Annotated in this window: 23 protein-coding genes and 1 pseudogene; 8 read left to right on the top strand and 16 right to left on the bottom strand. The window is 70.0% G+C overall.

The features are described from left to right. Positions 1-38: 38 nt before the first annotated feature. Positions 39-836 carry a TrmH family RNA methyltransferase gene (locus ACLQ2Q_RS03995; protein ID WP_425818158.1) on the bottom strand — a complete coding sequence of 266 codons (798 nt, stop codon included), beginning with the start codon at positions 834-836 and terminating at the stop codon, positions 39-41. A gap of 206 nt (positions 837-1,042) precedes the next feature. Between ACLQ2Q_RS03995 and ACLQ2Q_RS03990 the strand changes: the two genes are divergently transcribed. Together ACLQ2Q_RS03990 and ACLQ2Q_RS03985 are read left to right on the top strand one after the other, a co-directional pair. Then, positions 1,043-1,849, top strand: coding sequence for a Sir2 family NAD-dependent protein deacetylase (locus ACLQ2Q_RS03990; RefSeq protein ID WP_425818629.1), 807 nt, complete (start codon positions 1,043-1,045; stop codon positions 1,847-1,849). A gap of 19 nt (positions 1,850-1,868) precedes the next feature. Further along, positions 1,869-2,480 carry a histidine phosphatase family protein gene (locus ACLQ2Q_RS03985; RefSeq protein WP_425818156.1) on the top strand — a complete coding sequence of 204 codons (612 nt, stop codon included), beginning with the start codon at positions 1,869-1,871 and terminating at the stop codon, positions 2,478-2,480. Positions 2,481-2,493: 13 nt separating this feature from the next. On the opposite strand, the gene ACLQ2Q_RS03980 is transcribed toward ACLQ2Q_RS03985, so the two are convergent. The 6 genes and pseudogenes from ACLQ2Q_RS03980 to ACLQ2Q_RS03955 all read right to left on the bottom strand — a co-directional run bounded on the left by ACLQ2Q_RS03980 (position 2,494) and on the right by ACLQ2Q_RS03955 (position 9,955). Further along, on the bottom strand, positions 2,494-3,348 hold the full coding sequence (locus ACLQ2Q_RS03980) for a PHP domain-containing protein (RefSeq protein WP_425818154.1): 855 nt from the start codon (positions 3,346-3,348) through the stop codon (positions 2,494-2,496). A 123-nt stretch (positions 3,349-3,471) separates the two neighbouring features. Further along, positions 3,472-4,284 (bottom strand): HpcH/HpaI aldolase/citrate lyase family protein, encoded by an 813-nt coding sequence (locus ACLQ2Q_RS03975; RefSeq protein ID WP_425818152.1) that lies wholly within the window; start codon positions 4,282-4,284, stop codon positions 3,472-3,474. A 218-nt stretch (positions 4,285-4,502) separates the two neighbouring features. Then, positions 4,503-5,000 (bottom strand): annotated as a pseudogene (locus ACLQ2Q_RS03970) (MaoC family dehydratase); the annotation flags it as partial. A gap of 10 nt (positions 5,001-5,010) precedes the next feature. Beyond that, positions 5,011-6,180, bottom strand: coding sequence for an acyl-CoA dehydrogenase family protein (locus tag ACLQ2Q_RS03965; RefSeq protein WP_425818150.1), 1,170 nt, complete (start codon positions 6,178-6,180; stop codon positions 5,011-5,013). Between the two features lie 17 nt (positions 6,181-6,197). Beyond that, the gene (locus tag ACLQ2Q_RS03960; protein ID WP_425818148.1) at positions 6,198-8,258 is read right to left on the bottom strand and encodes an acetyl/propionyl/methylcrotonyl-CoA carboxylase subunit alpha; all 2,061 of its coding nucleotides are present in this window, start codon (positions 8,256-8,258) and stop codon (positions 6,198-6,200) included. Positions 8,259-8,350: 92 nt separating this feature from the next. Then, the gene (locus tag ACLQ2Q_RS03955; RefSeq protein WP_425818627.1) at positions 8,351-9,955 is read right to left on the bottom strand and encodes a carboxyl transferase domain-containing protein; all 1,605 of its coding nucleotides are present in this window, start codon (positions 9,953-9,955) and stop codon (positions 8,351-8,353) included. A gap of 123 nt (positions 9,956-10,078) precedes the next feature. Between ACLQ2Q_RS03955 and ACLQ2Q_RS03950 the strand changes: the two genes are divergently transcribed. Together ACLQ2Q_RS03950 and ACLQ2Q_RS03945 are read left to right on the top strand one after the other, a co-directional pair. Continuing rightward, positions 10,079-10,672, top strand: a complete 594-nt coding sequence (locus ACLQ2Q_RS03950; RefSeq protein ID WP_425818146.1) for a TetR/AcrR family transcriptional regulator — start codon at positions 10,079-10,081, stop codon at positions 10,670-10,672. A gap of 50 nt (positions 10,673-10,722) precedes the next feature. Further along, on the top strand, positions 10,723-12,519 hold the full coding sequence (locus tag ACLQ2Q_RS03945; protein ID WP_425818144.1) for an alkaline phosphatase family protein: 1,797 nt from the start codon (positions 10,723-10,725) through the stop codon (positions 12,517-12,519). An 18-nt stretch (positions 12,520-12,537) separates the two neighbouring features. Here ACLQ2Q_RS03945 and ACLQ2Q_RS03940 read toward each other — a convergent pair whose 3' ends face one another. The 3 genes from ACLQ2Q_RS03940 to ACLQ2Q_RS03930 form a co-directional block, all read right to left on the bottom strand. Further along, positions 12,538-14,043, bottom strand: coding sequence for a DEAD/DEAH box helicase (locus tag ACLQ2Q_RS03940; protein ID WP_425818142.1), 1,506 nt, complete (start codon positions 14,041-14,043; stop codon positions 12,538-12,540). Between the two features lie 711 nt (positions 14,044-14,754). Beyond that, positions 14,755-15,528, bottom strand: coding sequence for a hypothetical protein (locus ACLQ2Q_RS03935; RefSeq protein WP_425818140.1), 774 nt, complete (start codon positions 15,526-15,528; stop codon positions 14,755-14,757). Positions 15,529-15,546: 18 nt separating this feature from the next. Continuing rightward, positions 15,547-16,095 (bottom strand): NUDIX domain-containing protein, encoded by a 549-nt coding sequence (locus ACLQ2Q_RS03930; protein WP_425818138.1) that lies wholly within the window; start codon positions 16,093-16,095, stop codon positions 15,547-15,549. 170 nt (positions 16,096-16,265) lie between these two features. Between ACLQ2Q_RS03930 and ACLQ2Q_RS03925 the strand changes: the two genes are divergently transcribed. Beyond that, complete coding sequence (locus tag ACLQ2Q_RS03925) at positions 16,266-17,519, top strand: family 1 glycosylhydrolase (RefSeq protein ID WP_425818136.1); 1,254 nt, start codon at positions 16,266-16,268, stop codon at positions 17,517-17,519. A gap of 210 nt (positions 17,520-17,729) precedes the next feature. Here the strand turns inward: ACLQ2Q_RS03925 and ACLQ2Q_RS03920 are convergent, their stop codons facing one another. The 3 genes from ACLQ2Q_RS03920 to pdhA are packed head-to-tail and all read right to left on the bottom strand — an operon-like array spanning position 17,730 to position 21,237. Next, positions 17,730-19,091 (bottom strand): dihydrolipoamide acetyltransferase family protein, encoded by a 1,362-nt coding sequence (locus tag ACLQ2Q_RS03920; RefSeq protein ID WP_425818134.1) that lies wholly within the window; start codon positions 19,089-19,091, stop codon positions 17,730-17,732. Beyond that, positions 19,088-20,098: an alpha-ketoacid dehydrogenase subunit beta gene (locus ACLQ2Q_RS03915; protein ID WP_425818132.1), complete on the bottom strand. Its 1,011-nt coding sequence runs from the start codon at positions 20,096-20,098 to the stop codon at positions 19,088-19,090. The genes ACLQ2Q_RS03920 and ACLQ2Q_RS03915 overlap by 4 nt, the downstream gene beginning before the upstream one ends. Continuing rightward, entirely contained in the window at positions 20,095-21,237 is a 1,143-nt protein-coding gene (gene pdhA / locus ACLQ2Q_RS03910) for a pyruvate dehydrogenase (acetyl-transferring) E1 component subunit alpha (RefSeq protein WP_425818130.1), read from the bottom strand. The genes ACLQ2Q_RS03915 and pdhA overlap by 4 nt, the downstream gene beginning before the upstream one ends. Before the next feature lie 172 nt (positions 21,238-21,409). On the opposite strand from pdhA, the gene ACLQ2Q_RS03905 reads away from it, so the two are divergent. Beyond that, a complete protein-coding gene (locus ACLQ2Q_RS03905; protein ID WP_425818128.1) occupies positions 21,410-21,883 on the top strand; it encodes an Lrp/AsnC family transcriptional regulator in 474 nt (157 codons plus the stop codon). Here ACLQ2Q_RS03905 and ACLQ2Q_RS03900 read toward each other — a convergent pair. After that, entirely contained in the window at positions 21,855-22,913 is a 1,059-nt protein-coding gene (locus tag ACLQ2Q_RS03900; RefSeq protein ID WP_425818126.1) for an EamA family transporter, read from the bottom strand. The two genes, ACLQ2Q_RS03905 and ACLQ2Q_RS03900, sit on opposite strands and share 29 nt — an antisense overlap. A 73-nt stretch (positions 22,914-22,986) precedes the next feature. Here ACLQ2Q_RS03900 and ACLQ2Q_RS03895 point away from each other — a divergent pair, with 73 nt between their 5' ends. Then, the gene (locus ACLQ2Q_RS03895) at positions 22,987-23,550 is read left to right on the top strand and encodes a CGNR zinc finger domain-containing protein (protein WP_425818124.1); all 564 of its coding nucleotides are present in this window, start codon (positions 22,987-22,989) and stop codon (positions 23,548-23,550) included. Here ACLQ2Q_RS03895 and ACLQ2Q_RS03890 read toward each other — a convergent pair. Continuing rightward, positions 23,507-24,403 (bottom strand): alpha/beta fold hydrolase, encoded by an 897-nt coding sequence (locus tag ACLQ2Q_RS03890; protein ID WP_425818625.1) that lies wholly within the window; start codon positions 24,401-24,403, stop codon positions 23,507-23,509. The genes ACLQ2Q_RS03895 and ACLQ2Q_RS03890 overlap by 44 nt on opposite strands. Positions 24,404-24,597: 194 nt before the next feature. Between ACLQ2Q_RS03890 and ACLQ2Q_RS03885 the strand changes: the two genes are divergently transcribed. Continuing rightward, complete coding sequence (locus ACLQ2Q_RS03885) at positions 24,598-25,329, top strand: 3'-5' exonuclease (protein ID WP_425818122.1); 732 nt, start codon at positions 24,598-24,600, stop codon at positions 25,327-25,329. 46 nt (positions 25,330-25,375) lie between these two features. Here ACLQ2Q_RS03885 and ACLQ2Q_RS03880 read toward each other — a convergent pair whose 3' ends face one another. After that, a complete protein-coding gene (locus ACLQ2Q_RS03880) occupies positions 25,376-25,633 on the bottom strand; it encodes a type B 50S ribosomal protein L31 (protein ID WP_425818120.1) in 258 nt (85 codons plus the stop codon). Positions 25,634-25,647: the final 14 nt, after the last annotated feature.

Here is a 25,647-nt window from a genome sequence, read left to right as displayed (position 1 = left end):
CGCCGGTGCCGTTCTCGGCGCGAGGACTGCCCGGCTGCTCAGCGCCGGAGCGCCCACAGCGCGACGGCGCTCGCGGCCGCGACGTTGAGCGAGTCGACGCCGCCCGCCATCGGGATCGTGACGATCGAGTCCGCCGCTTCGAGGGCGCGCGAGGTGAGTCCGTCACCCTCGGCGCCGAACACCACCGCGACCCGCTCATGCGCGGCCGCCGCGAACTCGTCCAACGGCACCGCCCCGTCGGCGAGGGCGAGCGCCGCGATGTGAAGATCCGCGGCGTGCAGGATGTCGCGCGCCTGCCCCCAGTCCGGCAGACGCGTCCACGGAACCTGGAATACGGTGCCCATGCTGACCCGGACGCTGCGGCGGTAGAGCGGATCGGCGCACCGCGGGGTGACCAGCACCGCATCGGCGCCGAGACCGGCGGCGGCGCGGAAGATCGCGCCGACGTTCGTGTGGTCGACCATGTCCTCGAGCACGACGACGAGCCGAGCGTCTGCGACGATGTCCGCGACGGACGGCAGCGGAGGGCGATGCATCGCGGCAAGGGCTCCCCGATGCACGGCATACCCCGTCAGCGCCTCGGCGACCTCGGGCGCGACCACGAACACGGGAGTGTCGTCGGCCAGAAGCGGCTCGACATCCGCCAGCCACTTCCCCTGCACGAGCACAGATCGCGGCCGGTGCCCCGCCGCGAGCGCCCGCGCGATCACCTTCGCCGACTCCGCGATGTAGAGCCCGCCCTCCGGCTCCAGCACACGCCGGAGCGCGATGTCGGTCAGGTCGCGATAGTCGCGCAGCAGCGGATCCTGGGGGTCGCCGACCGGGATGACGCGCATCGACGCTCCCTTCCGCTCCGCTCGACTCCACTCTGTCGCATCGGGCACTCCCCCGCATCGGGCACTCCCCCGCACCGGGCCGCTACGCCTCAGATCCCGGATGGCCCGTAACATCCCGGAAAAGCCCGGCACGTAGACTCGCCCCACCGCGAGAGGAGGCGAATCGAGTGGCGACCGTTCCACAGCTCGACGCTGAAGCGACCGCCATGGTCGATCGCGCCATCGCCACGCTCGCCGGACGGCGCGTCGCCGTGCTGACCGGCGCGGGCATCTCGACGGACTCCGGCATCCCGGACTACCGCGGTCAGGGCGCCCCGGTGCGCACCCCCATGACGGCCCAGCAGTTCCTCGCCGACGAGGCGGCGCGGCGGCGGTACTGGGTCGGCAGCCACCTCGGGTGGAACGCCTTCTCTGCCGCCTCCCCCAACGCGGGGCACGAGGCCCTGGCGACGCTGGAGTCACGCCGCATCGCCACGGGCGTGATCACGCAGAACGTCGACGGGCTGCACCTGCGAGCCGGCAGCAGCCGTGTGGTGGAACTGCACGGCACCATGCGCCGGGTCTTCTGCACCCACTGCGGCCAGGTGTTCGACCGGCGCGACATCGCCGCGCGCGTCGAGGCCGACAACCCCTGGATCTCCGTGCCCGCGAACATCCGCCTGGCGCCCGACGGCGACGTGCTGCCCGAGAGCACGGACGGCTTCCTCGTTCCCGCGTGCACCGTCTGCGGCGGGATGCTGAAGCCGGATGTCGTGTTCTTCGGCGAGTTCATCCCGCTCGAGAAATTCCGTGAGGCCGAAGCGCTCGTGCGGAGCAGCGATGCCCTCCTCATCGCCGGATCGTCGCTGGTGGTCAACTCCGGCATCCGGCTCGTCGAGCGCGCCCGCCGCCGCAGGATCCCCGTGGTCATCGTGAACAGGGGCGAGACCCGCGCCGACGCCCGTGCGACCGTGAAGGTCGATGCCGGCACGAGCGAGGTGCTCCGGACCCTGGCCGAGGCTCTTCCCAGCTGAAGCCCCCTAGGCTCGGATGGTGACCCTGCTGACCCTCGTGCGCCACGGCCAGACCGACTGGAACCTGGCGCGGCGTATCCAGGGATCGACGGATGTCCCCCTCAACGACACGGGTCGGGAGCAGGCGCTGGTTGCCGCCGCCGCCATCCGCCACGACCTGGAGGCCGAAGGCGGCCCCGCCCCGGTGATCGTCGCGAGCGACCTGTCGAGGGCCCGCGAGACAGCGGAGATCATCGCCACCGAGCTCGGTCTCCCCGCCCCGCGGCTCTACCAGGAACTTCGCGAACGCGCGTACGGCGAGGCCGAGGGCGTGCTCGTCGAGGAGTTCGGGGAGCGCTTCGGCGGGTGGGACCGCGACAGCATCCCGGGCGCCGAGTCCCGCAGCGCCCTGCGCCGCAGAGCGGTACGAGCCGCTCGGCGCGTCGTCCGCGATGTGCGGCACGACACCGCCCCGAGTCCCGTCGCGGTGATCGCCGTGTCGCACGGGGCCCTGATCAGCGAGCTGATCCGCCACGCGAGCGGCGACAGCCTTCCCCTTCCGGGCGAACGACTGGGCAACGGCTCCCTGCACCGCTTCGTCGTGGAACGGCACAGCATCCGGCTGGTGTCGTACGCGGGCGCGGTCCTCTAGCCTCCGAGCGGCGTCACCGGGTCCAGAAGTCCTCCGGGCGTGACCCCGCTCGGAATCCGAACCACTCGAGCATCGCCGTCGCCTCCGGGAAGCCGGCTGCGAGACCGTCGGCCCCGTGCGCATCGCTGCCGAAGGAGACGGCTCGCCCGCCCTCTTCCCTCCACCACTGCGGAAGCCACGGCCACAGGCGCCGGGTGTTCATCTCCAGCACGCGGCCGGAGTCCGCGAGCGCACGCATCGCAGCCCGGAAGTCATCCTCGAACCTGCGGGGGTCGAACGGACCCTCGGCCTCGACCGGCCAGTAGCGCACCGCGTAGTCGATGTGGGTGAGCACCACGAACGAATCCGATCCGGCGACCATCCGCGGGATCTCCTCGAGGTACGCCCGCATCACCTCCTCTGCCGGCCTGTAGCGGAACAGTGTGGTCGGCTCCGACCGATTCCCGTCCTCGAACGGGAGCACGTGAAGCGAACCGTTCACGCGGTCGATCACACCGCTCGACAGCAAGGAGGCGGCCTGTGCGTCTCTCAAGTGCGGCTGCCCGAATTCGACACCCGTGAGGATACGAAGACCCGGGTGGCGATGGCGGCAGCGATCGATCGCCTCCAGGTAGCCGTCGGCGTCGAAGGGCGGCAGTCGCACATGGCCGGTCGCGTCGACATACTTCTGCGCGTGCTCGCCGATGTCGCCGTCTTCGACCCGCCAGGCGTCCTCGAAGTCGAGGTGCTCGGTGAACACCACGGCCGGCAGTCCGATCCGCACCGCCCGCTCGCACGTGCGGGCCATCGACCCCGCGGACGCCGGATCGGAGCCGCAATCCCAGGACCACTCGCTGTGGACGTGCGAATCGGCGGGCAGGACCGTCATCTCTTCGAGGGTAGTCCGCCGCCGACGATGCGGCGAGGGTGGGGCGATCACGCGCGGCCGGGTCACGTCCGCCATCGCCGAGAGGCGGGCCGTGGACGAGAGGCTCGAGCGGCGTGCCGCGGACTAGGAGCCCGCGCGCCGCAGCATCGCCCGCGCGTGCCGCAGCACGGGCTCGTCGACCATCCTGCCGCCGTACGTGAAGACGCCTCGCTCGCCTCGCGCGGCGGCGAGGACGGACTGTGCCCACGTGAGGTCCTTCTCCGCCGGCCGGTAGGCGTCGCGGATCACGTCCACCTGAGAAGGATGGATGCACGCGGTGGCCGCGAAGCCGGATGCCGCGGCGTCGGCGGCCTCGATGGCGAGGCGCTTCGTGTCGGCGATATCGAGGTGCACGGCATCGATCACCGCCTTGCCACGCGCTCCCCCGGCGAGGAGCACCCGCGAGCGGGCATACCGCGCGATGTCGCGATAGCGGCCGTTCGGCTTGCGGCTCGAGCTGCCGCCGAGTGAGGCGACCAGGTCCTCCGCGCCCCACATCAGCGCCGTGACCTGAGGGCTCGCAGCCAGCTTCTCCGCGGCCGCGACTCCTCGTGCCGATTCACACAGGGCGATAAGCGAGAAGCGGGGGTCGATCGCCTTCAGCACCTTGACGCCCTCGGCCTTCGCCACCATCACGGTGCGATAGTCGGTCTGCGAGAGGGTCGACAGGTCCGACGCGAACTCCTCGGTACCCGGTGGGTTGATCCGCACGATCACGCGGTCTGGGTCGAGGTCGGACTCGATCACCGCACCGCGCGCCGCCGTCTTGGACGTCGCCGAGACCGCATCCTCCAGATCGAGGATGACGGCATCCGCTCGTTCGAGCGCCTTCGCGAAGCGCTCGGGCCGGTCTGCCGGGCAGAACAGCAGAGCCGGGCCTAGCGTGAACTCGGTCACGACGACCCCTCGACAGGCTCGGGGACCGGACCGTCGGCGTCGGGAACCAACCCCTCGACAGGCTCGGGGACCGGACCGTCGGCGTCGGGAACCAACCCCTCGACGGGCTCGGGGACCGGACGGTCGACAGGCTCGGGGACCGGACGGTCGACAGCCTCGGGGACCGGACGGTCGACAGGCTCGGGGACCGGACGGTCGACAGGGGGGACCGGACGGTCGGCATGGGCATCCGCGCACCACATCAGCGCCACGCGCGTCGCGGTGGCCACGACGGTGCCGTCCTGGTTGCGGCCGGTGTGCCGCATCGTGACGAGCCCCTGACCGGGGCGGGATGAAGAGAGGCGCTTCGACTCGATCGTCGTCTCGGTGTAGAGGGTGTCGCCGGCGAACAGGGGATGCGGGAAGGCGATGTCGGACAGGCCGAGCTGCGCCACGAGCGTGCCCTGTGTCAGCTGCGTGACGGATGCGCCCACCATCGTCGCGAGCGTCCACATGGAGTTCATCAGCCGCTGACCGAACGGCTGGGTCGCGGAGTACGCGGCGTCCAGGTGCAGTGCCTGCGTGTTCATGGTGAGCGCCGAGAACAGCATGTTGTCGGCCTCGGTGACGGTCCGCCCCGGCCGGTGCGCGAAGCGCGCGCCCTCCTCGAACTCCTCGAAGTACAGCCCGCGCTGCACGATCTCTCGCCCGGAGTCCGGCCCTTCGCTGTGCGCCACGCTCGCCACGCTACCCGTGCAGGCCGAGCGCGCGCGAGATGACGAGAAGCTGCACCTCGTTCGTGCCCTCGCCGATCTCGAGGATCTTCGAGTCGCGATAGTGCCGGGCGACGGGGTATTCGTTCATGAAGCCGTTGCCTCCGAAGATCTGAGTGGCGTCGCGGGCGTTGTCCATCGCCGCATCGCTCGAGGTGAGCTTCGCGATGGCCGCCTCCACCTTGAACGGCCGGCCCGCGTCGCGCAGCCGGGCGGCGTGGTGCCAGGCGAGCCGGGCGTTGTGCACGCGGGCCTGCATGCGGGCGATCGTGAACTGGATGTGCTGGCGGCTTGAGAGCACCTCGCCGAAGACGGTGCGCTTCTTCGCGTAGTCGATGGCCGCTTCAAGGCATCCCTCTGCTGCGCCGGTGGCGAGCGCCGCGATCGCGATGCGCCCCTCGTCGAGGATGTGCAGGAAGTTCGCGAATCCGCGGCCCTCCTCTCCCAGCAGGTTGCCGACGGGCACGCGAGCGTCCTGGAATGTCAGCGGATGCGTGTCCGACGCGTTCCAGCCGACCTTGTCGTACGCCTGCTCGACGGTGAAGCCCGGCGTGCCGTGGGGCACCATGATCGTGGAGATCCGCTTGCGGCCGTTCTCTTCGCCGGTCACGGCGGTCACGGTCACGAAGCGCGTGATGTCGGTGCCGGAGTTCGTGATGAACTGCTTGGACCCGTTGATCACCCACTCCTCACCCTCTCGGCGCGCGGTCGTGCGGGTCGCGCCGGCATCCGAGCCCGCCTCCGGCTCGGTGAGCCCGAACGCGGCCAGCGAGCGGCCGGCGAGCAGGTCGGGCAGCAGGTCCGCCTTCTGCGCGTCCGTGCCGAAGCGGAAGACCGGCATGGCGCCGAGGCTGACCCCGGCCTCGAGCGTGATGGCCATCGACTGGTCGACCCGGCCGAGGGCTTCGATCGCGAGGCAGAGGGCGAAGTAGTCGCCTCCCTGGCCGCCGACGTCCTCGGGGAACGGGAGCCCGAACAGCCCCATCTCGCCCATCTGCGCCACGACGTCCAGAGGCAGCGTGTGGGTGCGGTCGGCCTCGTAGCTGCGGGGCGACACCACCTCATCGGCGAAGTCGCGCACCATCGAGGCGAGTTCGCGCTCGTCGTCGGTCAGCTGGTCATTGGTGTGCAGGGAGTCGTACATGGGGTGTCCTCTGGTTCTCAGTCGAGCGATGCTGCGGCGTCGGGTTCGACGCGGGCAAGGATCTGTTCTCGGCGCACCTGGTCGCCCAGAGCGACGAGGATGCGCGCGGTTCCCGGGTGCGGAGCGGTGACGGACTGCTCCATCTTCATCGCCTCGATGGTGACGACGCGGTCCCCGGCCTGGACCATCGCGCCGTCCGCGACGTGGACCGCCACGACGGTTCCCGGCATGGGGGCGAGGAGTTCGGGATGCGTGGCGGCGATGTCGCCGTCCGCCTCGGCCAGTCGGCGCTCGAGCGCCACACGACGCGTCAGGGCAGTGAGCCGGTGAGTGGCGCCATCGGCGTGCACCCACAGGGAGCCGTCGGCATCCATCGCGACCCGCGTGTCCGGTGGGCCGGAATAGCCGAGCATCCGGCGCTTGGCGCGCGAGCCCATGCTGACGGCCTCCCCATTCGGCGGTGTGGTCGCACTCAGGATCTCCCCCGTGTCGGTCGCGAAGGTCTGCGCAGCGGGCCGGGACGGCAGCCCGGGGCGCCAGCCGCTGCCCGCCCGCCACAGGGGGCTCGCGAGCCGGGCCGGACGAGGCACTACGCCGCCATCCAGAGACAACGCGCCGCGTGGCGTCTCGCCGCGCATCACGTTTCTCACGAACGATGCGGCGGCGCCGAGGGCGGCTTCGGCCGGCCCCGCGGCGACGAAGGGCGGCATCCGGCCTATCAACCCGGTGTCGAGGTCGCCGGCCCGCACCGCGGCATCCGCCAGCAGCGCTCGCAGGAAGCCGACGTTCGTGTCCACACCGAGCACCGCCGTCTGAGCGAGGGCGCCGTCGAGCGTTGCCAGCGCCCCCGCACGGTCCTCACCCCGGGCGATCACCTTGGCGATCATGGGGTCGTAGTCGGGGCTCACGCGCGAGCCCGTCTCGATCGCCGAGTCCACGCGCACATGGGCACCGGTCGGCTCGATCCACTCCAGCACGTCGCCGGTCGCGGGAACGAAGCCTCGTTCGGGGCTCTCCGCGTACACGCGGGCCTCGATCGCGTGACCCGTGAGCCGCACATCATCCTGCGTGAACCCGAGCGGCTCGCCTGCCGCGACACGCAGCTGCAGCTCGACGAGGTCGAACCCCGTGACGAGCTCTGTGACGGGGTGCTCGACCTGCAGGCGCGTGTTCATCTCGATGAAGAAGAACTCGTCCGGACGCGCGGCCGCGACCAGGAACTCGACCGTCCCGGCGCCTCGGTAGTCCACACTCGCGGCGGCCGCGCAGGCCGCCGCGCCGAGCCGCTCGCGTGTGGCGACGTCCACGATCGGCGACGGGGCCTCTTCGATGACCTTCTGGTGCCGGCGCTGCAGCGTGCACTCTCGTTCGCCCAGGTGCAGCACGGTGCCGTTCGCGGCGGCGAGAACCTGCACCTCGATGTGCCGAGGGCGCTCGATGAGCCGTTCGAGCAGCAGCGTGTCATCGCCGAAGGCCGCGCTGGCGACGCGACGGGCGGTGGCGAGCGCCTCCGGCAGCGCGGATGCCTCGCGCACCACCTGCATCCCCTTGCCGCCGCCCCCGGCGGACGGCTTGATCAGCAGCGGGTAGCCGACAGCTGCCGCGGCATCCGCGATCTCGTCATCCGTGAGGCCGGTCGCGTCGATCCCGGGAACGACCGGCACGCCGCTCGCCGAGACGTGCGCCTTGGACCGGATCTTGTCGCCCATGACGTCGAGCGCGCGCTCCCCCGGGCCGATGAAGACAATGCCCGCGGTGGCGCAGGCGCGGGCGAAGGCGACGTTCTCCGACAGGAACCCGTACCCCGGGTGGATGGCCTGCGCCCCGGATTCCCGGGCCGCGGCGAGGACGGCATCGGCATCCAGGTAGGACAGCGCCGCCGCCGCGGGACCGATGCGGTAGGCGGCATCCGCCTCTCGCACGTGCGGGGCGTCGGCATCCGCGTCGCTGTAGACGGCGACCGAGCGGATGCCGAGCCGCTTCAGGGTGCGGATCACCCGGCGGGCGATCTCGCCTCGATTGGCGACCAGGACGGTGTCGAACGCCGGCGTCGACGGTTGGTGAGCCTGTCGAACCACAGGGACCGGCGTCGACGGTTGGTGCCCTTCGACAAGCTCAGGGACCGGGACAGGCTCAGGGACCGGAGTGGGAATTGTGCTCTCCATGGTGCTCACATCCGGAAGACGCCGAAGCGCGGTTCGGGGAGCGGCGACCGGGAGACGACATCGAGCGCGAGCCCGAGCACGTCACGCGTGTCGGCCGGATCGAGAACGCCGTCGTCCCAGAGCCGCGCGGTGGCGTAGTAGGGGCTGCCCTGCGTCTCGTACTGCTCCCGGATCGGCTCCCGGAACGCAGCCTCGTCCTCGGCCGACCACTCCTCTCCGCGTACCTCGAACTGGTCGCGCTTGACGGTGGCGAGGACGGATGCCGCCTGCGGGCCGCCCATGACGGAGATGCGGCTCGCGGGCCAGGTCCAGAGGAACCGCGGCGAGTACGCCCGGCCGCACATCGAGTAGTTGCCGGCCCCGAAGGATCCGCCGATCACGACCGTCAGCTTGGGCACGCGCGTGGTCGCGACAGCCGTGACCATCTTCGCGCCGTCCTTCGCGATGCCGCCGGCCTCGGCATCCCGCCCCACCATGAAGCCCGAGATGTTCTGCAGGAAAAGCAGGGGGATCCCTCGTTGGTCGCACAGCTCGATGAAGTGCGCGCCCTTCTGCGCGGACTCCGAGAAGAGCACGCCGTTGTTCGCGAGGATCCCGACCGGATGACCGTGGATGCGGGCGAATCCCGTGACGAGCGTGTCGCCGTACAGCCGCTTGAACTCGTGCAGCTCGCTGCCGTCCACGAGCCGCGCGATGACCTCGCGCACGTCGTACGGCTGATTGACATCGACCGGCACCACGCCATAAAGCTCGTCGGGATCGACCACCGGGGGCACGGTCTCCGCGACGTCCCACGCGGGCGCGAGCGGCGGGGGCAGCGTCGCGACGATGTCGCGGACGATCTCGAGCGCGTGCTCGTCGTGCTCCGCAAGGTGATCCACGACCCCCGAGGTTCGGGCGTGCAGGTCTCCCCCGCCGAGCTCTTCCGGCGTCACGATCTCGCCGATGGCGGCCTTCACGAGGGGCGGCCCGCCGAGGAAGATCGTGCCCTGGTTGCGAACGATCACGGTCTCGTCGCTCATCGCGGGAACGTAGGCGCCCCCGGCCGTGCACGAACCCAGCACCGCGGCGATCTGCGGGATCCCCTGCGCCGACATCTGCGCCTGGTTGTAGAAGATGCGCCCGAAGTGGTCGCGGTCGGGAAACACCTCGTCCTGCTTGGGCAGGAATGCCCCGCCGGAGTCGACGAGGTAGATGCAGGGCAGCCGGTTCTCGAGCGCCACCTCCTGTGCGCGCAGGTGCTTCTTGACCGTGATCGGCAGGTATGTGCCGCCCTTCACCGTCGCGTCGTTGCACACCACCATCACGTGGCGGCCGTGCACCAGCCCGATTCCGGCGATCACGCCGGCGGCGGGCACCTCGTCTTCGTACAGTCCGTCGGCGGCCAGCGGCGCGAGTTCGACGAATGGGCTGCCCGGGTCGAGCAGCCGCTCGACGCGGTCGCGTGGCAGCAGTTTGCCGCGGGCGGTGTGGCGCGTGCGCGAGGACTCCGGCCCGCCGAGGGATGCCGCGGCCAGCCGCTCCCGCAGGTCGGCGGCGAGCCCCGCCTGCCCGTCGCGCGTGCGGGTGAAGGCATCGTCGTGCACCACCCCGCTGGACAGGGTCGTCATGCTGCTGCGGGTCGGCATCCGGTCTCCGTCGACGTCACGATCTCATCACACGGCTTGTCCGCCGCGCGTGTACCCGGTTAGTGTGCACTAACTGAGATCCAAGGTTAGCGAGGATTAACTGAGATGGCAAGCGTCCCCACCGAACGCGACCGGGCCAAGGCCGACCGGCAGTCCGCGCTGCTGCGCGAGGCGGCCCGCCTCTTCGCGGACCGGGGCTTCTCGGGCGTCAGCCTGGAGGAGCTCGGGGCGGCGGTCGGAATCAGCGGGCCGGCCGTCTACCGGCACTTCGCCGGCAAGCAGGCGCTCCTCGGCGCCATTCTCGTGCGTGTCAGCGAGGGGCTCCGAGACGGGGGTCGGGAGGTCGTCGAGACCGGTGGCAGCGCACGCGAACGGCTCACGGGGCTGGTGCGCTTCCACGTCGACTTCGCCCTCAATCAATCCGATGTCATCCGGGTGCAGGATCGCGAGCTCGCGAACCTCGTGGAGGACGATCGCCGCGCGGTGCGGCGCCTGCAGCGCGAATACGTCGAGACCTGGGTGGGTGTGCTCGCGGAAGCGCACCCGGATGCGGCCGAACGCGAGCTGCGCGTACGGGCGCACGCCTGCTTCGGCCTGATCAACTCGACCCCGCACAGCGTGCGCGGACTCCGCGACGCCCCCGACGAGGAGACCGTCCGCGAACTCCTCGAGTCGATGGCCCTCGCCGCCATCTCGTAGTCCCCGTTCCACCCACCCTCGGGTCCCAGGGCGCCGGTACCCTGGAGGCGATGGCGCGGGAGCGGAACACCGAGGGCGAGGCGGATGCTGAGGCGTCCGCCCCCACCGCGTCTCCAGCCACCGCCTCTTCGCGGCGCGACTTCCTCAAGGTCGGCGGTCTCGCCGCCGCGGGCCTCCTCGTCGGCGGAGCGGCGGGCGCCGCGGCGGGAGCCGCCATCGGGCATGCCGCAGGGTACAAGGAGGGCGCGCTGGACTACGGGGCCCTCTCCCCCCGTGAAGAGCCGGGATTCGACCACGTGATCGTGCTGATGGGCGAGAACCGCTCATTCGACAACCTGCTCGGCTGGCTGTACACCCCCGACACGCTGCCCGAGGGCGAGACCTTCGACGGCCTGGCGTTCGGCGACTACTCGAACCTCGACCCCACGGGCCGACGGGTTCCGGCGCATCGATACGAAGGACCGACCGACGAGGTGATGGGCAGGCCCAACCCCGATCCGGGCGAGGAGTTCCCGCACGTCAACACCCAGCTCTTCGGCACGGTCGATCCGGCGGGAAACGCGCAGCTCTGGGTCGACGCCATGACGGCGCCGTACAACGCTCCGGCATCTGGCGCCTCTGCGACCATGGACGGCTTCGTTCAGGACTACTACATCAACATCGAGCGGTCGCGGAAGGGCAAAGTGCCGGACCCCGCCGAGGCCGATCACGTCATGGGTGGCTTCGCCCCAGAGATGCTACCGGTGCTCTCGACGCTCGCGAAGGAGTTCGCGGTCTTCGACGCCTGGTTCGCCGCCGTGCCGTCGCAGACGTACTGCAACCGTTCGTTCTTCCACGCATCCACCTCGCACGGCCATGTGACGAACAAGCACGGCGGCGGGTACACGAAATGGATCGACGCGCCCCCGGCAACCACGATCTTCGACCGCCTGCAGGAGGCCGGGCTGTCGTGGAAGGTCTACTACGACGAGCAGCAGCTGGTCTCCCTCACGGGCGTCATCCACGCCCCTGCGCTCGAGGACTACTGGCGCACCGAGCACTTCGGGTTCATGTCGGAGTTCTACGAGGATGCCGAAAGCGGCACCCTGCCGGCGTACGCGTTCATCGAGCCGCGGATGATCTACAACCACAACGACTTCCACCCGCCGTTCGGCGTCTTCCGCAGCAGTGAGGTCGACGGGTCGGAGGTGCTCGATTCGGCCGTGTCCGACGTCCGGGCGGGTGAGGCGCTCGTCGCGAACGTCTACAACGCCGTGCGTCGCAGCGCCACTCCTGAGGGTTCGAACGCGCTCAACACTCTCCTGCTGATCACCTTCGACGAGCACGGCGGCACGTACGACCACGTCGCTCCCCCGGCCGCGACGCCGCCGGAGGCCGATGCACCTGCGGGCGAGATGGGGTTCGCCTTCGATCGGCTGGGTCCGCGCGTGCCCGCGATCGCCGTGTCTGCGTATACCCGGGCCGGGACGATCGTCCACGACGAGATGCACCACGGATCGGTGATCGCCACGCTCTGCCGGCGGCACGGGCTGAGTCCGCTGACGAGGCGAGACGCCGGAGCAAACGACCTGTTCTCGATCGTGAACCTGCAGACGCCGCGCGACCCCCGGCAATGGCCGGGCGTGCACCCGATGTATGTTCCGGCGAACCCGGAGGCGCAGGACGCGCCGGATCCCACCCAGCATCCGCACAAGGACAAGCCGCTGAGCCCTCCGGGAAAGGGACTCGTCGGCCTGCTGCTCGCGCGGTACGGGTCGGGTTCCGACCCCGAGCCCGAGACCTACGCCGATGCCTACAACGTGCTCAAGACGCATGGGCTCGGGCTGTTCTACCCGAAGCGCGTGTAGGCGCCTCGGGTAGAGCGATCAGCCCTGCGAGCGGCGGTTGGTACGGGGCCGTCCACCGACGGTGTCGCCGACGCGCATGCCGCCGCTGCGGGGAGCCTGACCGCCCGAGCGCTGGCCGCCGCCGCCGGTGCGCTGGCCGGACTGGCCGCTGCGCGTGCTCGGCTGACCCTCGCCACGTGCGGCCGGCTGACCCGAACGGTGCCCGCCCTGGCCGCGCTGTCCCTGGCGCTGTCCGCCCTGAGCGCCGTCGCGCGCCGCGCGCTTGCGCTGCGCGTTGGCACCCTGCGAACGCCCGCCGCCACCCTGCTGCTGGACCACCGGGCGCGGCTCGGGCTTCACGTACGCCGCGGTCTCGCCGACAAGCGTCGTCACAGCGTGGGAGTCGTGCACCACCGGCGTGGGCTTCACGGCGATGGCGGCCTTCTTGAGGAGCGACACGGTGTCGCCGCGCTGCGAGGGCAGCATGATCGTCACGACGTCACCCGCGCTGCCGGCGCGAGCCGTGCGGCCCGAGCGGTGCAGGTACGCCTTGTGCTCCATGGGCGGGTCGACGTGCACCACGAGCGCGACGTCGTCGACGTGCACACCGCGGGCCGCGACATCCGTCGCCACGAGCACCCGGACCGAACCGTCGCCGAACGCGGCGAGGTTGCGGTCACGCTGCGGCTGCGACAGGTTGCCGTGCAGGTCGACGGCCGGGATTCCCGACTCGGTGAGCTGCTTGGCGAGCTTCTTGGCCTGGTGCTTCGTGCGAGTGAAGAGGATGCGACGGCTGCGACCGGACGCGAGCGTGTTGATCAGATTGCGCTTCGTGTCGTTGTCGGCGGTCTCGAACACGTGGTGGGTCATCGCCGCGACGTGCGAGGTGGCCTCGTCGACGGAGTGCAGCACCTCGTTCTGAAGGAAGCGGCGGACAAGCTTGTCCACGCCGTTGTCGAGCGTGGCGGAGAAGAGCAGCCGCTGGCCACCCTGGGGCGTCTTGTCGAGGATGCGGGTGACGACCGGGAGGAAGCCGAGGTCGGCCATGTGGTCGGCCTCGTCGAGCACGGTGATCTCCACGGCGTCGAGGGTGATGAACCGCTGGTTCATCAGGTCTTCGAGGCGACCGGGGCAGGCCACGACGATGTCGACGCCGGCGTTGAGTGCGTCGACCTGGCGCTTCTGGTTGATGCCGCCGTAGATGGTGGTGGTCTTGAGGCCGTAGGCGGCTGCGAGCGGCTTGATGACCTCGTCGATCTGGGTGGCGAGCTCACGGGTCGGCGCGAGCACAAGGGCGAGCGGGCGGCCGGCGCGGCGGCTGCCGCCGGCGAGCTTGCCGCCGAGGCGGGCGACGAGGGGCAGCGCGAACGCGAGCGTCTTTCCCGAGCCGGTCTTGCCGCGTCCGAGCACGTCGCGTCCGCCGAGCGTGTCGGGCAGGGTGTCGACCTGGATGGGGAACGGCTCGCTCTTGCCCTGCTCCGTGAGGACGCGCACGAGCGGGGCGGGTACGCCGAGAGCGGCGAAGGTGGGGATTTCGGTGGTCATGTGGTGGTGCCTTTCGGGCAGTGTCCACCCGCACGCGCCGGAAGGCGCTGTCATGCTGCGTTCGGGCGCGGCATCGCGGTGGGGATGAGGCGAAGGCGTCGGTCGACGCATCCGTTCGCCGTGAGAATTATGCAGGAATCCGCTCGCTGAGCGAGGGCCTCATGGTGCGTTCTGACGACGCAAGGGAGCAGATGAGCTCCGCAGGTATCCCCAGTCTACCGCAACGGACGCGCACACCCTGGCAGGGACCCGTATCCGGATGCCGCGGCCTCCCCAGCTCCAGCCCAGCTCGGCTGATTCAAGACCACAGCGGCGTGTGGACGATCTGGGTGGGGAGATACAGCCAAAGTGAAACCAGTGCGAGAACGGAGACTGCGCACATGGTCGCGCCTGTGCACCCGAGATTGATCGCGGCCCGGCGCCGGGGGGCGTCAGCAGAGCTCGATCGGCCCTCGATCCAACAGATCAGCCCAAGCGCCATTCCCACGAACGCGGTAAGCAGCCCGAAGGCGCAAGGAACCCCCACTATGACGTTCGGCCCGAGAAGGGCCAACGGGGTGAACGCGACGACGACTGCGGCGACGACTGCAACGAGGAAGGACGTCGGCGCGAGCACGATCGACCTCACTCCGTACGCGGTCGACACCGCGGTGGGGCGCTCGGGTTCAGGGGGCACGGTCGCAGTCTGGCGTGGGCCTGGCGGGCTAGGGGTCAGGCGAACATCTGGCGCAGCACGTCGAGATCGCCGACGGCGAGCGCCTGCGCGATGACGTCGGCGTGGGCGGAATTGGGGAACAGGCGAGACAGGTCGTCGGCGAAGATCGCGCGCATGGCCTCGAGGTCGTCCGCGTGGGCCGCGGCGCTCATCGCCTCAACCGCGAGCTGGTACGGGATCTGCTGGTACCCGGCGGGCGCGTCGTCGGGGCTGAAGTACGGAATCCACGGGATGGAGCTGTCAGGGTGGAGGAGCAGCACCTCGCCGGGCTGGATCGTCCGCGTGTGGTTGAGGTCGGCGATAGCCAGCGCGTTCGCGATGCAGAACCGGTCACCGATCGCTAAGAGCGCGTCACCGGGAGCGACGGTGTAGGTCACGATCCGGCCCTCGTCGTCCAGGCTTGTGATGCCCGCGGCGAGGTCTCGTGCGCCGCGGTCCACCAGGTCCACACTCAGGCTTGCGCTCATCCCTCCGGCGTTCAGCCAGGCCGGGTTCTCGCATCCGGCAGGAACGCCTTTGGGGATGGCGGTGCCGTTTCCGACGTACACGTAGCCGTCGCCGAGCTCATCGATCATCTTCTTGCCGATCGGGTCGTCCTCCGCGGACGCCAGCTCCCCGCTCGGCTCCTCGGTCGGCTCCTCGGTGGGCTGGAAGATCGGCCAGGACGACAGCTGAGCGTATGCGCCAGACACGGTCGGCACAGCGACGGCGACGAGGCCACCGACGACGAGAACGGCAACGCCCCTGGTGATCCTGGCGGCGAGGTGCATGTGAACGAACCTACTGGGTCAGGCGAACCGGCCGAGGTGAACCGCGGCCAGTGCGATCGCCGCGATCGACTCGCCATCGCTCACGCCGCCGCGGCCGATCAGCGACACGAGCTCCGAGAACGGCATCCATTCCACTGCGTCGATGCCCTCCTCCCGCTGCGCCTCGGAGAGCAGACCTCCGGCATCGGAGCGAAGTCCGCGCGCAAGGAAGACGTGCTCAGGCGCGCTGGCGACGCCGTTCAGGGCGTTCATGCGGCCGACCTCGAGCCAGTCCTCTGCGATCAGTCCAGTCTCTTCACGCAGCTCGCGCTGCGCCGCGGCGAGCGGATCCTCTCCGTCGGTTCCGCCGGCGGGGACCTCGAGTGACGGTCCGCCGGTCGCGTATCGCTCCAGCCGGACCAGACACACCCGATCGGACTCGTCCACCGCGACGACGAAGACCGCCGGATGCCGCATCTCCACCACGCCGTAGATGCCCGGCCCCCCAGGGCCGATCACGTCGTCCTCCCGTACGCGGATCCAGCGGTTCTCGTAGACGGTCCGCGACGCGAGAGTCTGCCATGCCATGCGCCCCACGATAGGCGCCGAATGCGCGCTCGCGCGGAGGCCCGGTGCCCATCGTCGGGTGGGACTCCGTCGGGCACTCACCGTCGACCCGGTCCGCGCCTCTACGGCGGCTCTTGCACTTCGGAACAGCGGGGCCTCCCGCGGCCGGTCGCTCTGTGGTCTAGTGGAATATGGGCCATCCGCAGCGCCAGGGGATCTTTCCCACTTTCTTCCTCTCCGGTTTCGAGTGCTCGACGTTCCTGTGGCGGGACGGGCGTCGCCGTGATCTGGTGGCCGAGACGCAACACCGCGCGCACGCACTGGAGGACTACCGGGTGCTGCGGAACCTCGGCATCGCGGTCGCCCGCGAGGGCATCCCGTGGCCGCTGGTCGACAAGGGTGGCGGCCGCTACGACTTCTCCCCCATCGAGCCCGTGCTCGATGCGATGCGGCAGACCGGCGTGCGGCCGATCTGGGATCTCTTCCACTACGGCTACCCGGGCGACAGCGACCCGTTCGACGATGCCTTCGCCGCCCGGTTCGCGGACTACTGCCGTGCCTGCGCCCGGCACGTGTCCGAACAGCTCGACGGCCCGAGTTGGTTCACCCCCGTCAACGAGATCACGTTCTTCTCGTTCGCCGGGGGCGAGTGGGGCTGGGCGGCGCCGTACGGCAAGGACCGGCAGACGCGCGAGCGCTTCCGGCTCGCGCTCTGCACAGCGTCGATCGCCGGCGTGAAGGCCCTGCGCGAGGTGCTGCCGCAGTCGCGGATGGTCCACGTCGACCCCCTGATCCAGGTGGTGGCCCCGCCGGACCGCCCGGACCAGCATGAGGCCGCAGAGCACGAGACCTTCGTCGACGCCTTCCTGGCGTGGGACATCCTGTACGGCAGGGAGCACCCGGAACTCGGCGGCGCGCCCGAGATCCTGGACATCGTCGGGGCCAACAACTATTCGTTCGGGCAGATGGAATACCGCGAGAGCGGGCCCCACCAGGCCCTGCCTCCCGGCAGTCCGGGCATCCAGCCGCTGTCCACCCTGTTGCAGCGCATCTGGGACCGCTACCGGCGGCCGATGATCATCGGAGAGACCAGCGGCCTGGGCGAAGGGCGTCCCGACTGGCTGCGGGACGTGATGAACGAGTCGATGGCGGCCGTCAACCTGGGCATGGACCTGCACGGCGTCTGCCTGTTCCCCGGTGTGGACATGCCCGACTGGCACACGGGCGAGTGGCTGCACAACGGCATCTGTGATCTGGTGCCCTCTGGACAGGAGTTGTCGCGCGTGCCGCACGAGCCGTACATCTCAGAATTGCGGCGCTGGCAGAAGGAGCTGAACCGGGTGACCGAGCTGGACGAGGACCCGTTCAGCGATCCGGTGGACCTGCAGGACGTGGTCGACGCCGCCAAGCGCCTGCGGCCCGCGCCCGACGAAGACTGGTCGTAGGGCGTGCGTGGCACGGACGGGCCGAAGAAATGCGCTCGGGTCGACATCGACCCGAGCGCATACTTTGCAAGGCGTCATCGGTGCGACTGATCCCCACCCGCCCCAGCCGGTGCGCCCCGATTGCGATAGTCAGACTACGCCCGCGCATGCCGAGCGTCTAGACCTCAACGTCTGATCGTCGGCGATCGTCTCGCTGCAAGATCGTTCAGGTCAGCCCAGCAGCATCGCCCGGCCGGGTTCGCGCAGGATGTCGCCGACATCCACCAGGAACCGCGCGCCCTGCTCGCCATCCACCAGACGATGGTCGAACGAGAGGCTCAGCGTCATGACGTCGCGCAGCGCGATCTCACCGCGGTACTCCCACGGCTGACGCCGCACCGCGCCGAGTGCCAGGATGCCCGCTTCGCCCGGGTTGATGATGGGCGTCCCCGCCTCGACTCCGAAGACGCCGACGTTGGTGATCGAGAAGGTGCCGCCCGTCATGTCGCCCGGCGTGGTCTTGCCCGCCCGAGCCGTCGTAGCGAGGGCGCCGATCGCATCGGAGAGCTCGACGAGGTTCATCGCGTCGGCGTCCTTGATGTGCGGCACGACCAGGCCGCGCTCGGTGGCCGCGGCGATGCCCAGGTTCACGTAGTGGTGCTGCACGATCTCGCCGGCGGCTTCGTCCCACTTCGCGTTCAGGCTCGACGTGCGCGACAGGGCGAGGCACACCGCCTTCGCCGCGACGGCGAGAACGCCGATGCGGTGCTCGGCGAGCGACTTGTCCGCGCGGAGCGAGGCGATCAGCTCCATCGTCGGCGTCACATCGACCGTGTGGAAGGTGGTGACGTGCGGGGCGGTGAAGGCGCTGCGCACCATCGCCTCCGCCGTGAACTTGCGCACGCCGCGAATGGGCACGCGCGTCGTGCGGGTGGCATCGTCGCGGCCGGGCGCCGGAGCGGCCGACGTGGGACGCGCAGCCGCGGGCCCGGTCACGGGCGCGGCTACCCGAGACGCGTAGGCCTCGACGTCTGCGCGGGTGATGAGGCCGGACTCCCCCGACCCTTCGACGAGCGCCAGGTCGACGCCGAGGTCCTTCGCGAGCTTGCGCACCGGAGGGGTGGAGCGCGGGCGCTCGATCGGCACCTCGTGAGCGAGCTCCGTCTCGCGAAGCACGTCGTGCGGCGCGGCCTCGAGGACGGCGGTGTCGACGGCGGGAGAGTCGGAACGGGCGCCGCGTGCGCGACGAGCGGGTCGACCGGATGCCGCGGGAGCGGCGCCGTAGCCGACGAGGTTCGGTGGCAGCTTCTCCGCCTCGGCGGTCTCAGCGGGCGCCGCCGCGTGCGCGGAGGAGCCACCCAGCTCGAACGAGATGAGCGGGGCGCCGACCGCGACTACGTCGCCGGCTTGGGCGTGGAGTGTCGTGACGACGCCGGCGTGCGGTGAGGGCAGCTCGACGACGGCCTTGGCCGTCTCGACCTCGGCGATCGTCTGGTTGAGCGTCACCGTGTCGCCGACGCTCACGAGCCAGGACACCAGCTCCGCCTCGGGAAGGCCTTCGCCCAGGTCGGGCAGCGTGAACTCCTGGATCACAGCTGAACCCCCGAGAGGCTGTTGGGGCGGTCGAGCGCGCGGTCGACGCCGTCGAGGATGCGGTCGAGGTCCGGGATGTGGAACTGCTCGATCTTGGCCGGGGGGTACGGGATGTCGTGGCCCGTCACGCGCACGGGTGCCGATTCGAGGTAGTTGAAGCAGCGCTCGGTGATGCTCGCGATGAGCTCGGCTCCGACGCCGCCCTCCCGCGCCGCCTCGTGGGTGACGACGACCCGACCGGTCTTGCGGACCGATGCATCGATCGTCGTGTAGTCCACCGGAGACACGGATCGCAGGTCGATCACCTCGATCGATGTGCCCTCGTCCTCGGCCGCGGCCGCGGCATCCATCGCCGTCTTGACCTGGGCGCCATACGTGATCAGCGTGACATCCGTGCCCTCGCGCACGACGCGCGCGACGTGCATGGGCGGAGCATCGGCCAGGCTCGCGCCGAGGTCGACTTCGCCCTTGGTGTGGTACAGCCGCTTCGGCTCGAAGTAGACCACGGGGTCATTCGAGGCGATCGCCTGCCGGAGCATGAGGTGGGCGTCCTGCGGATTGGACACGGCGACGACCCGCAGACCCGAGGTGTGTACGAAGTACGCCTCCGGGGACTCGGAGTGGTGCTCGGCGGCGCCCACCCCTCCCGCCCACGGGATGCGGATCGTGATCGGCATCGTGACGTTGCCGCGGGTGCGGTAGTGCAGCTTCGCGACCTGGCAGACGATCTGATCGAACGCGGGGTACACGAACCCGTCGAACTGGATCTCGACGACCGGCCGGTAGCCGCGGTACGCGAGCCCCACCGCGGTGCCCATGATGCCCGACTCGGCGAGCGGGGTGTCGATGACGCGGCGCTTGCCGAACTCGTCCATGAGCCCATCGGTGACGCGGAAGACACCCCCCAGCTTGCCGACGTCCTCTCCCATCACGACGACTTTGGGGTCGTCCTTCATGGCCTGACGGAGCCCCTCGTTGATGGCCTTCACCATCGTCAGCTGCGTCATCGTCCCGCTCCCTCGCTCGAAGCGCCCGGCTCCGGTGCGAAGCCGTCGAGGTAGGCGGCGAACTCGGCGCGCTGGCGGTCCAGCCCTGAGTGCGGTTCGGCGTAGACGTGGTCGAGCACGCCGATCGGAGGCCGGGAGGTGAGTGCCAGCGTCTGGGCCCGCAGCTCGGCGCCCACCCGGTCCGATTCTTCGGCCACCGATGCGGCGAACGCCTCGTCGAAGCCGCCGATGCCGCGAAGGTAGGCCTCCAGGCGCGCGATCGGGTCGCGGCGACGCCAGAGCTCCACCTCGTCCTTGTCGCGGTAGCGCGACGGGTCATCCGCGGTCGTATGCGGGCCCATCCGGTAGGTGACGGCCTCGATATAGGCGGGACCGTTGCCCTTGCGCGCGTTCTCGAGCGCCCACCGCATCGCCGCCACGCAGGCGAGCACATCGTTGCCGTCGACGCGCATGCTGGGGATGCCGAAGCCCGGTGCCCGGCCGGCGATCGGGAACTTCGCCTGAACCGTCACCGGCTCGGAGATGGCCCACTGGTTGTTCTGGCAGACGAAGACGACCGGCGCGCGGAACGACGACGCGAAGATCATCGCCTCGTTGACATCGCCCTGGCTGGTGGCTCCGTCGCCGAAGTACGTGACAGCGACCTGATCGGTCTCGTCGTTCTGGATGCCCATGGCGTAGCCGACGGCGTGCAGGGTCTGCGCTCCGATGATGATCTGCGGCGTCGCGACGTTGATGTCGTACGGGTTGAAGGAGGAGTGCTCCTCACCGCGCCACGCCCGCACGAAGTCGACGAGCTCCGCGCCCCGCACGTAGTTGACGCCGATCTCGCGGTAGCTCGGGAAGATGAAGTCGTCGGAGCGCACCGCATGGGCGGTGCCGACCTGGGCGGCCTCCTGGCCCTGGCACGGCGCCCAGAGCGCGAGCTGGCCCTGACGCTGCAGCGCCATGCCTTCGGCGTCGATGCGGCGCACCACGACCATGTCGCGGTAGAGGCCCTGCATCTCAGCCACGTCCATGCCGGCGAGGAATCGGTCGAGGTCCGCGTTCGGAAGCCTCTCACCGTTCTGATCGAGAACCCTGGAGACGTCGTCGACGTCGATCGAGGGTTCTGCTGCGGGTGTTCGGGTCTGCGCCATCGCTGTACCTCCAGAATCGCGGTCCGCCCTCGTGAGGCCGACCGGACCGATCGCCGGCAGCTTCGCCGACCATTCGAGATTACGTCGGAGAGGCACCTAGCTCAAGCATGTGCGTGAGACTTGAGCATGTTGCCAAGTGGGGCAGCCCGATGACGTGCTATTGTTTCGCACTATGGCCTCCCTCGACCACGTCGACCTCGAGCTTCTCGCCGCGCTCGCCGATGATCCCCGCGCCACCGTCGTCGCGCTCGCCGATCGACTGGGGCTCTCGCGCAACACGGTGCAGGCCCGCATGGCCAGGCTGGAGCGCGCCGGGGTCTTCCTCTCCTTCGAACGGGCCATCTCCTCGAGTGCGCTGGGCTTTCCCCTCGAGGCCTTCATCAACGTCGAGGTGCGCCAGGTGGAGCTGCCGCGCATCACCCAGGAGCTCACCCAGATCCCCGAGGTCGTACAGGCCCACGGGCTGAGCGGTCAGGTGGATCTGCTCGCGCGGGTCGCCTGCAGGGACGCGCGGCACCTGTTCGACATCGACGCGCGCATCCTGGGCATCGAAGGCGTGGAGCGCACCGAGACCTCCCTCGTGATGGGCGAAGTGATCCCCTACCGCCTGGCTCCGCTCATGGAGCTGGCACGGCGGGAGCCGTAGCCGCGGCCGCGGAGCGATCCGCCTCAGCCGCCGCGGAGCGATCCGCCTCAGCCGCCGCGGAGCGGCGTGGGACAGCGGCGACCGCCTCGGCATCCATCCTGACCAGGATGACGCCACCGAGGATGAGCGCTCCGCCCAACAGCTGCACCACAGATGGCGCCTCCCCCAGCAGCAGCCACGCGAATCCCAGCGCGAACAGCACCTCCGAGAGGCCGACGAACGAGGCGACTCGCGAGCCCACACGGGGCACCGCCATCACGCCCAGCGCGTAGCCCACCGTCGTCGCGACGCCCGCGACCCACAGCAGCGGGACGAACCACGGCAGCTCCATGCCCGCGAGCGGAACCGAGACAGCGGGAGCCGCGAAGGGCAGGATGCCGCTGACCAGGAGCAGGCCCATGAACGCCGTGCCCACCAGCAGTCCTCCCCCGGCGAGGGCGAGCGGGGGCAGGTCATCGCCTGCCCGCTCCGAGATCAGGAAGTAGGCCGCGACGCAGACGGCCGCGGCCAGGGCGAGCAGCGTTCCGATGAGATCGAATTTCGCCCCGGCGATGTCGACGACCAGCACCAGGCCCGTGACGGCGACGATGGTGCCCGCGATGACGAGGCGGGAGGGGGCACGCCGGGTGCGCACCCAGGCATAGCCGACGAGCAGCACGGGTGCCAGGTACTGGATCAGCAGCGCGATGGCCACCGGCATCCGCTGCATCGCCCCGAAGAAGAAGATCTGGCAGCCGGCCACCGCGGTGAGTCCGAAGCCCACGATCAGCAGGCCGTGGCGACGCAGAAACCCCGGCTGCCGCGTGATCGCGAGGAGGAGGGGGGCGGAGAGGATGAGCCCCGAGACTCCCATGCGCACCAGCAGGGCGGCGCCGACCGACCATCCCGCCTCCAGCAGCGGCTTGATCAGAGGCCCGCTCGAGGAGAACGCGAGGGCGGAGGCCACGGCCATGAGGAGACCTGTGGTGTGCACACGTGATGAGACGGCCGCCATGGGAGCTGGAGCGATGGATGCGGTCGAAGCAGTCATGCGGGATCCGTCTGTCAGGAGTCAATGAGCGTTACACTCGTGACGATACGGTACTTGTTTGTCAGGAGTCAAGATGGTTTTCATTGATGACACGCGCCTTGCGCTCGAGGCGGCGGCGGCGCTCGCAAACACCCACCCCGATACGGACAGGGACGGCGCGGACCGCCTCAGCGATCTCGCCGATCTCGACGCCTTCCTTCGCGACCGTCCCTACACGGGCGACATCCGGCGGGACGCGGAGGAGCTCGCGCAGATGCGCGAGATCCGGCCACGGCTGCTCGCGCTGTGGGCGACGGACCGCGACGGCGCGGTTCCGCTTGTCAATGCCATGCTGCGCGACGGCCGAGCGCTGCCGCAGCTCGTGATCCACGACCAGTACGACTGGCACGTCCATGCCACCGGTGACGACGCGCCCCTGGCGACGAGGATCCTCGTGGAGACGGCCATGGCGTTCGTCGACGTCATCCGCGCCGACGAATACGACCGCGTCGGCGTCTGCGAGGCCGACGACTGCGCCGGGGTCTACATCGACTATTCCCGCAACGGGTCGAAGCGCTACTGCGACTCCGGCAACTGCGGCAACCGGATGAACGTCAACGCGTACCGCCGTCGGCGGGGGCTGCAAGAAACCCCGTGATCGCGGCGGCCGCCTCGAGCGGCTTCTCGTAGTGGATGAGGTGGCCGACGTCGGCGATCTCGACGAGCTGCGCGTCGGGGAAGATGCGCGCGAGCCGGCGCTCGGCCTCGATCGGCGTGATGTCGTCGCGGTCGGCGGCCACCAGGAGAGTCGGCACGGCGATGCCCGGGGCGTACTCGCTGACATCGTGCGAGACGCTCGTGACGAATGCGTCGCGCAGCACGTCCCGGTCGGCGAACCGCGAGAAGTAGGTGTCGTGCTGCTCGTGGATGAAGCGCCGCAGGCGCTTGTCGTCGGTCTTCGCCATCGACACGCTCATCACGCGGACGATCACCCCGTTGCGCAGAAGAGCCGTGCCGAGCTTCCGGGGCAGGCGCGCGCCCGCCCAGTAGTAGAAGATGGCGAGTCTCGTCAGAACGCCCCTCGGCCCTGTGAGCGCTGGAGCGCCGATCGGATTCACGAGGATGAGGCGCGGCGTCACCAGACCCGCGGCGACCGCCGCCGAGGCGACGATCGACCCGAATGAATGGCCGAGGATCACAGCGCCGGGCGCGACCCCTTCGACGAAAGCCCGCAGCCAGTCGGAGTACGCGTCGATGTCGTGGGTGCGGCCGGGGAGGGGCGGCGTCTCGCCGAAACCGGGAAGATCCGGCGAGATGATGCGGATGCCGGGAAGAGCCGCGACGACGGGCTCGAGTCCGTGGTGCTCGCCCCGGAAGCCGTGCACCGCGACGACGGTGTTCACGGCATCCGCTGGACCGTACACCCAGTAGGCAGTCGTGCCCCCCGCAGCCTCGACTTCGCGGCGTGTCGGCGCCAGCGTGTCGAGGGGCACGACGGGGTGGGGCACCATCGGGCCTGACGCAGTGGTGTGGGGAGCGGGCACCCGCCCGAGTCTACGGACCGGATGCCCGGTGCGCCTGCGGGCGGAGCCCGGTGCGCCTGCGGGCGGAGCCCGGTGTGCCTGGAGGCCAAGCCCGGTGTGCCTGGAGGCCAAGCCCGGTGTGCCTGGAGGGCGATGTCCGAGCCGGCCCATACCTTGGGCGCATGAGCACCTGGCACGCCGTTCCACTGGCCCTCTTCGAGACGCCCGCCTGGAGCCACGTCGTCGGCGTGTTCGACCTCGAGACCACCGGGATCGATGTCGAGGCGGATCGCATCGTCACCGCGCACGTCGGCCTGCTCGATGCCTCTGGCACCGTTCTGCGCGCCCGCGACTGGATCGCCGACCCCGGCATCGAGATCCCGGCCGGCGCCACGGCTGTGCACGGCATCACGACCGCGAGGGCTCGCGCGGAGGGGCGACCGGCGCCGGAGGTGATCCGCGAGATCATCGCCGCGCTGCGTGCGCTGTTCGCCAACGGCATCCCGGTCGTCGCCTACAACGCGCCGTACGACTTCTCGCTGCTCAAGTACGAGGCGCTCCGCCATGGCATCGAGCCGATCGCGTCCCCGTCTCCGGTGATCGACCCGCTGGTCGTCGACAAGACGTTCGATCGGTATCGAAAGGGCAAGCGCACCCTCGACGTGGTGGCCGCGCACTACGCGGTGCTGCTCGATGGCGCGCACGAGGCATCGGCCGACGCGATCGCCGCCGGCCGCGTCGCCCAGGCGATCGCGCAGCGCTTCGCCGATGTGCTGCCGCCGACCGTCGACGAGCTGCACACGAGGCAGATCGCATGGGCGCGGGCTCAGGCTATGAGCCTCACGGAGTACTTCATCAGCATCGGCCGGCTGGACCCGGACGACGAGCTCGACGGCAGCTGGCCGATCCGGTAGCCGGACACGCGAAAGGCCCCGCCGAGGCGGGGCCTTTCGTGGTGGCTTACTTGCTCGAGCCGCCGAAGTTCTTGAAGCGCTGATTGAACTTCTCGACGCGACCGGCGGAGTCCATGATGCGCTGCTTGCCCGTGTAGAAGGGGTGCGACGCCGACGAGATCTCGACATCGATGACCGGGTACTCGACACCGTCGATCTCGATCTTCTTGTCGCTCGTCACCGTGGAGCGGGTGAGGAACGTCTCGCCCGAGCCGAGGTCGCGGAAGACGATCGGCCGGTACTCGGGGTGAATCTCAGTCTGCATGGGAAGTCCTTGCG

The organism is Microbacterium sp. DT81.1 (assembly GCF_049844955.1).
Lineage (GTDB): Bacteria > Actinomycetota > Actinomycetes > Actinomycetales > Microbacteriaceae > Microbacterium.
This window is presented reverse-complemented; position numbering and strand designations above follow the sequence as displayed.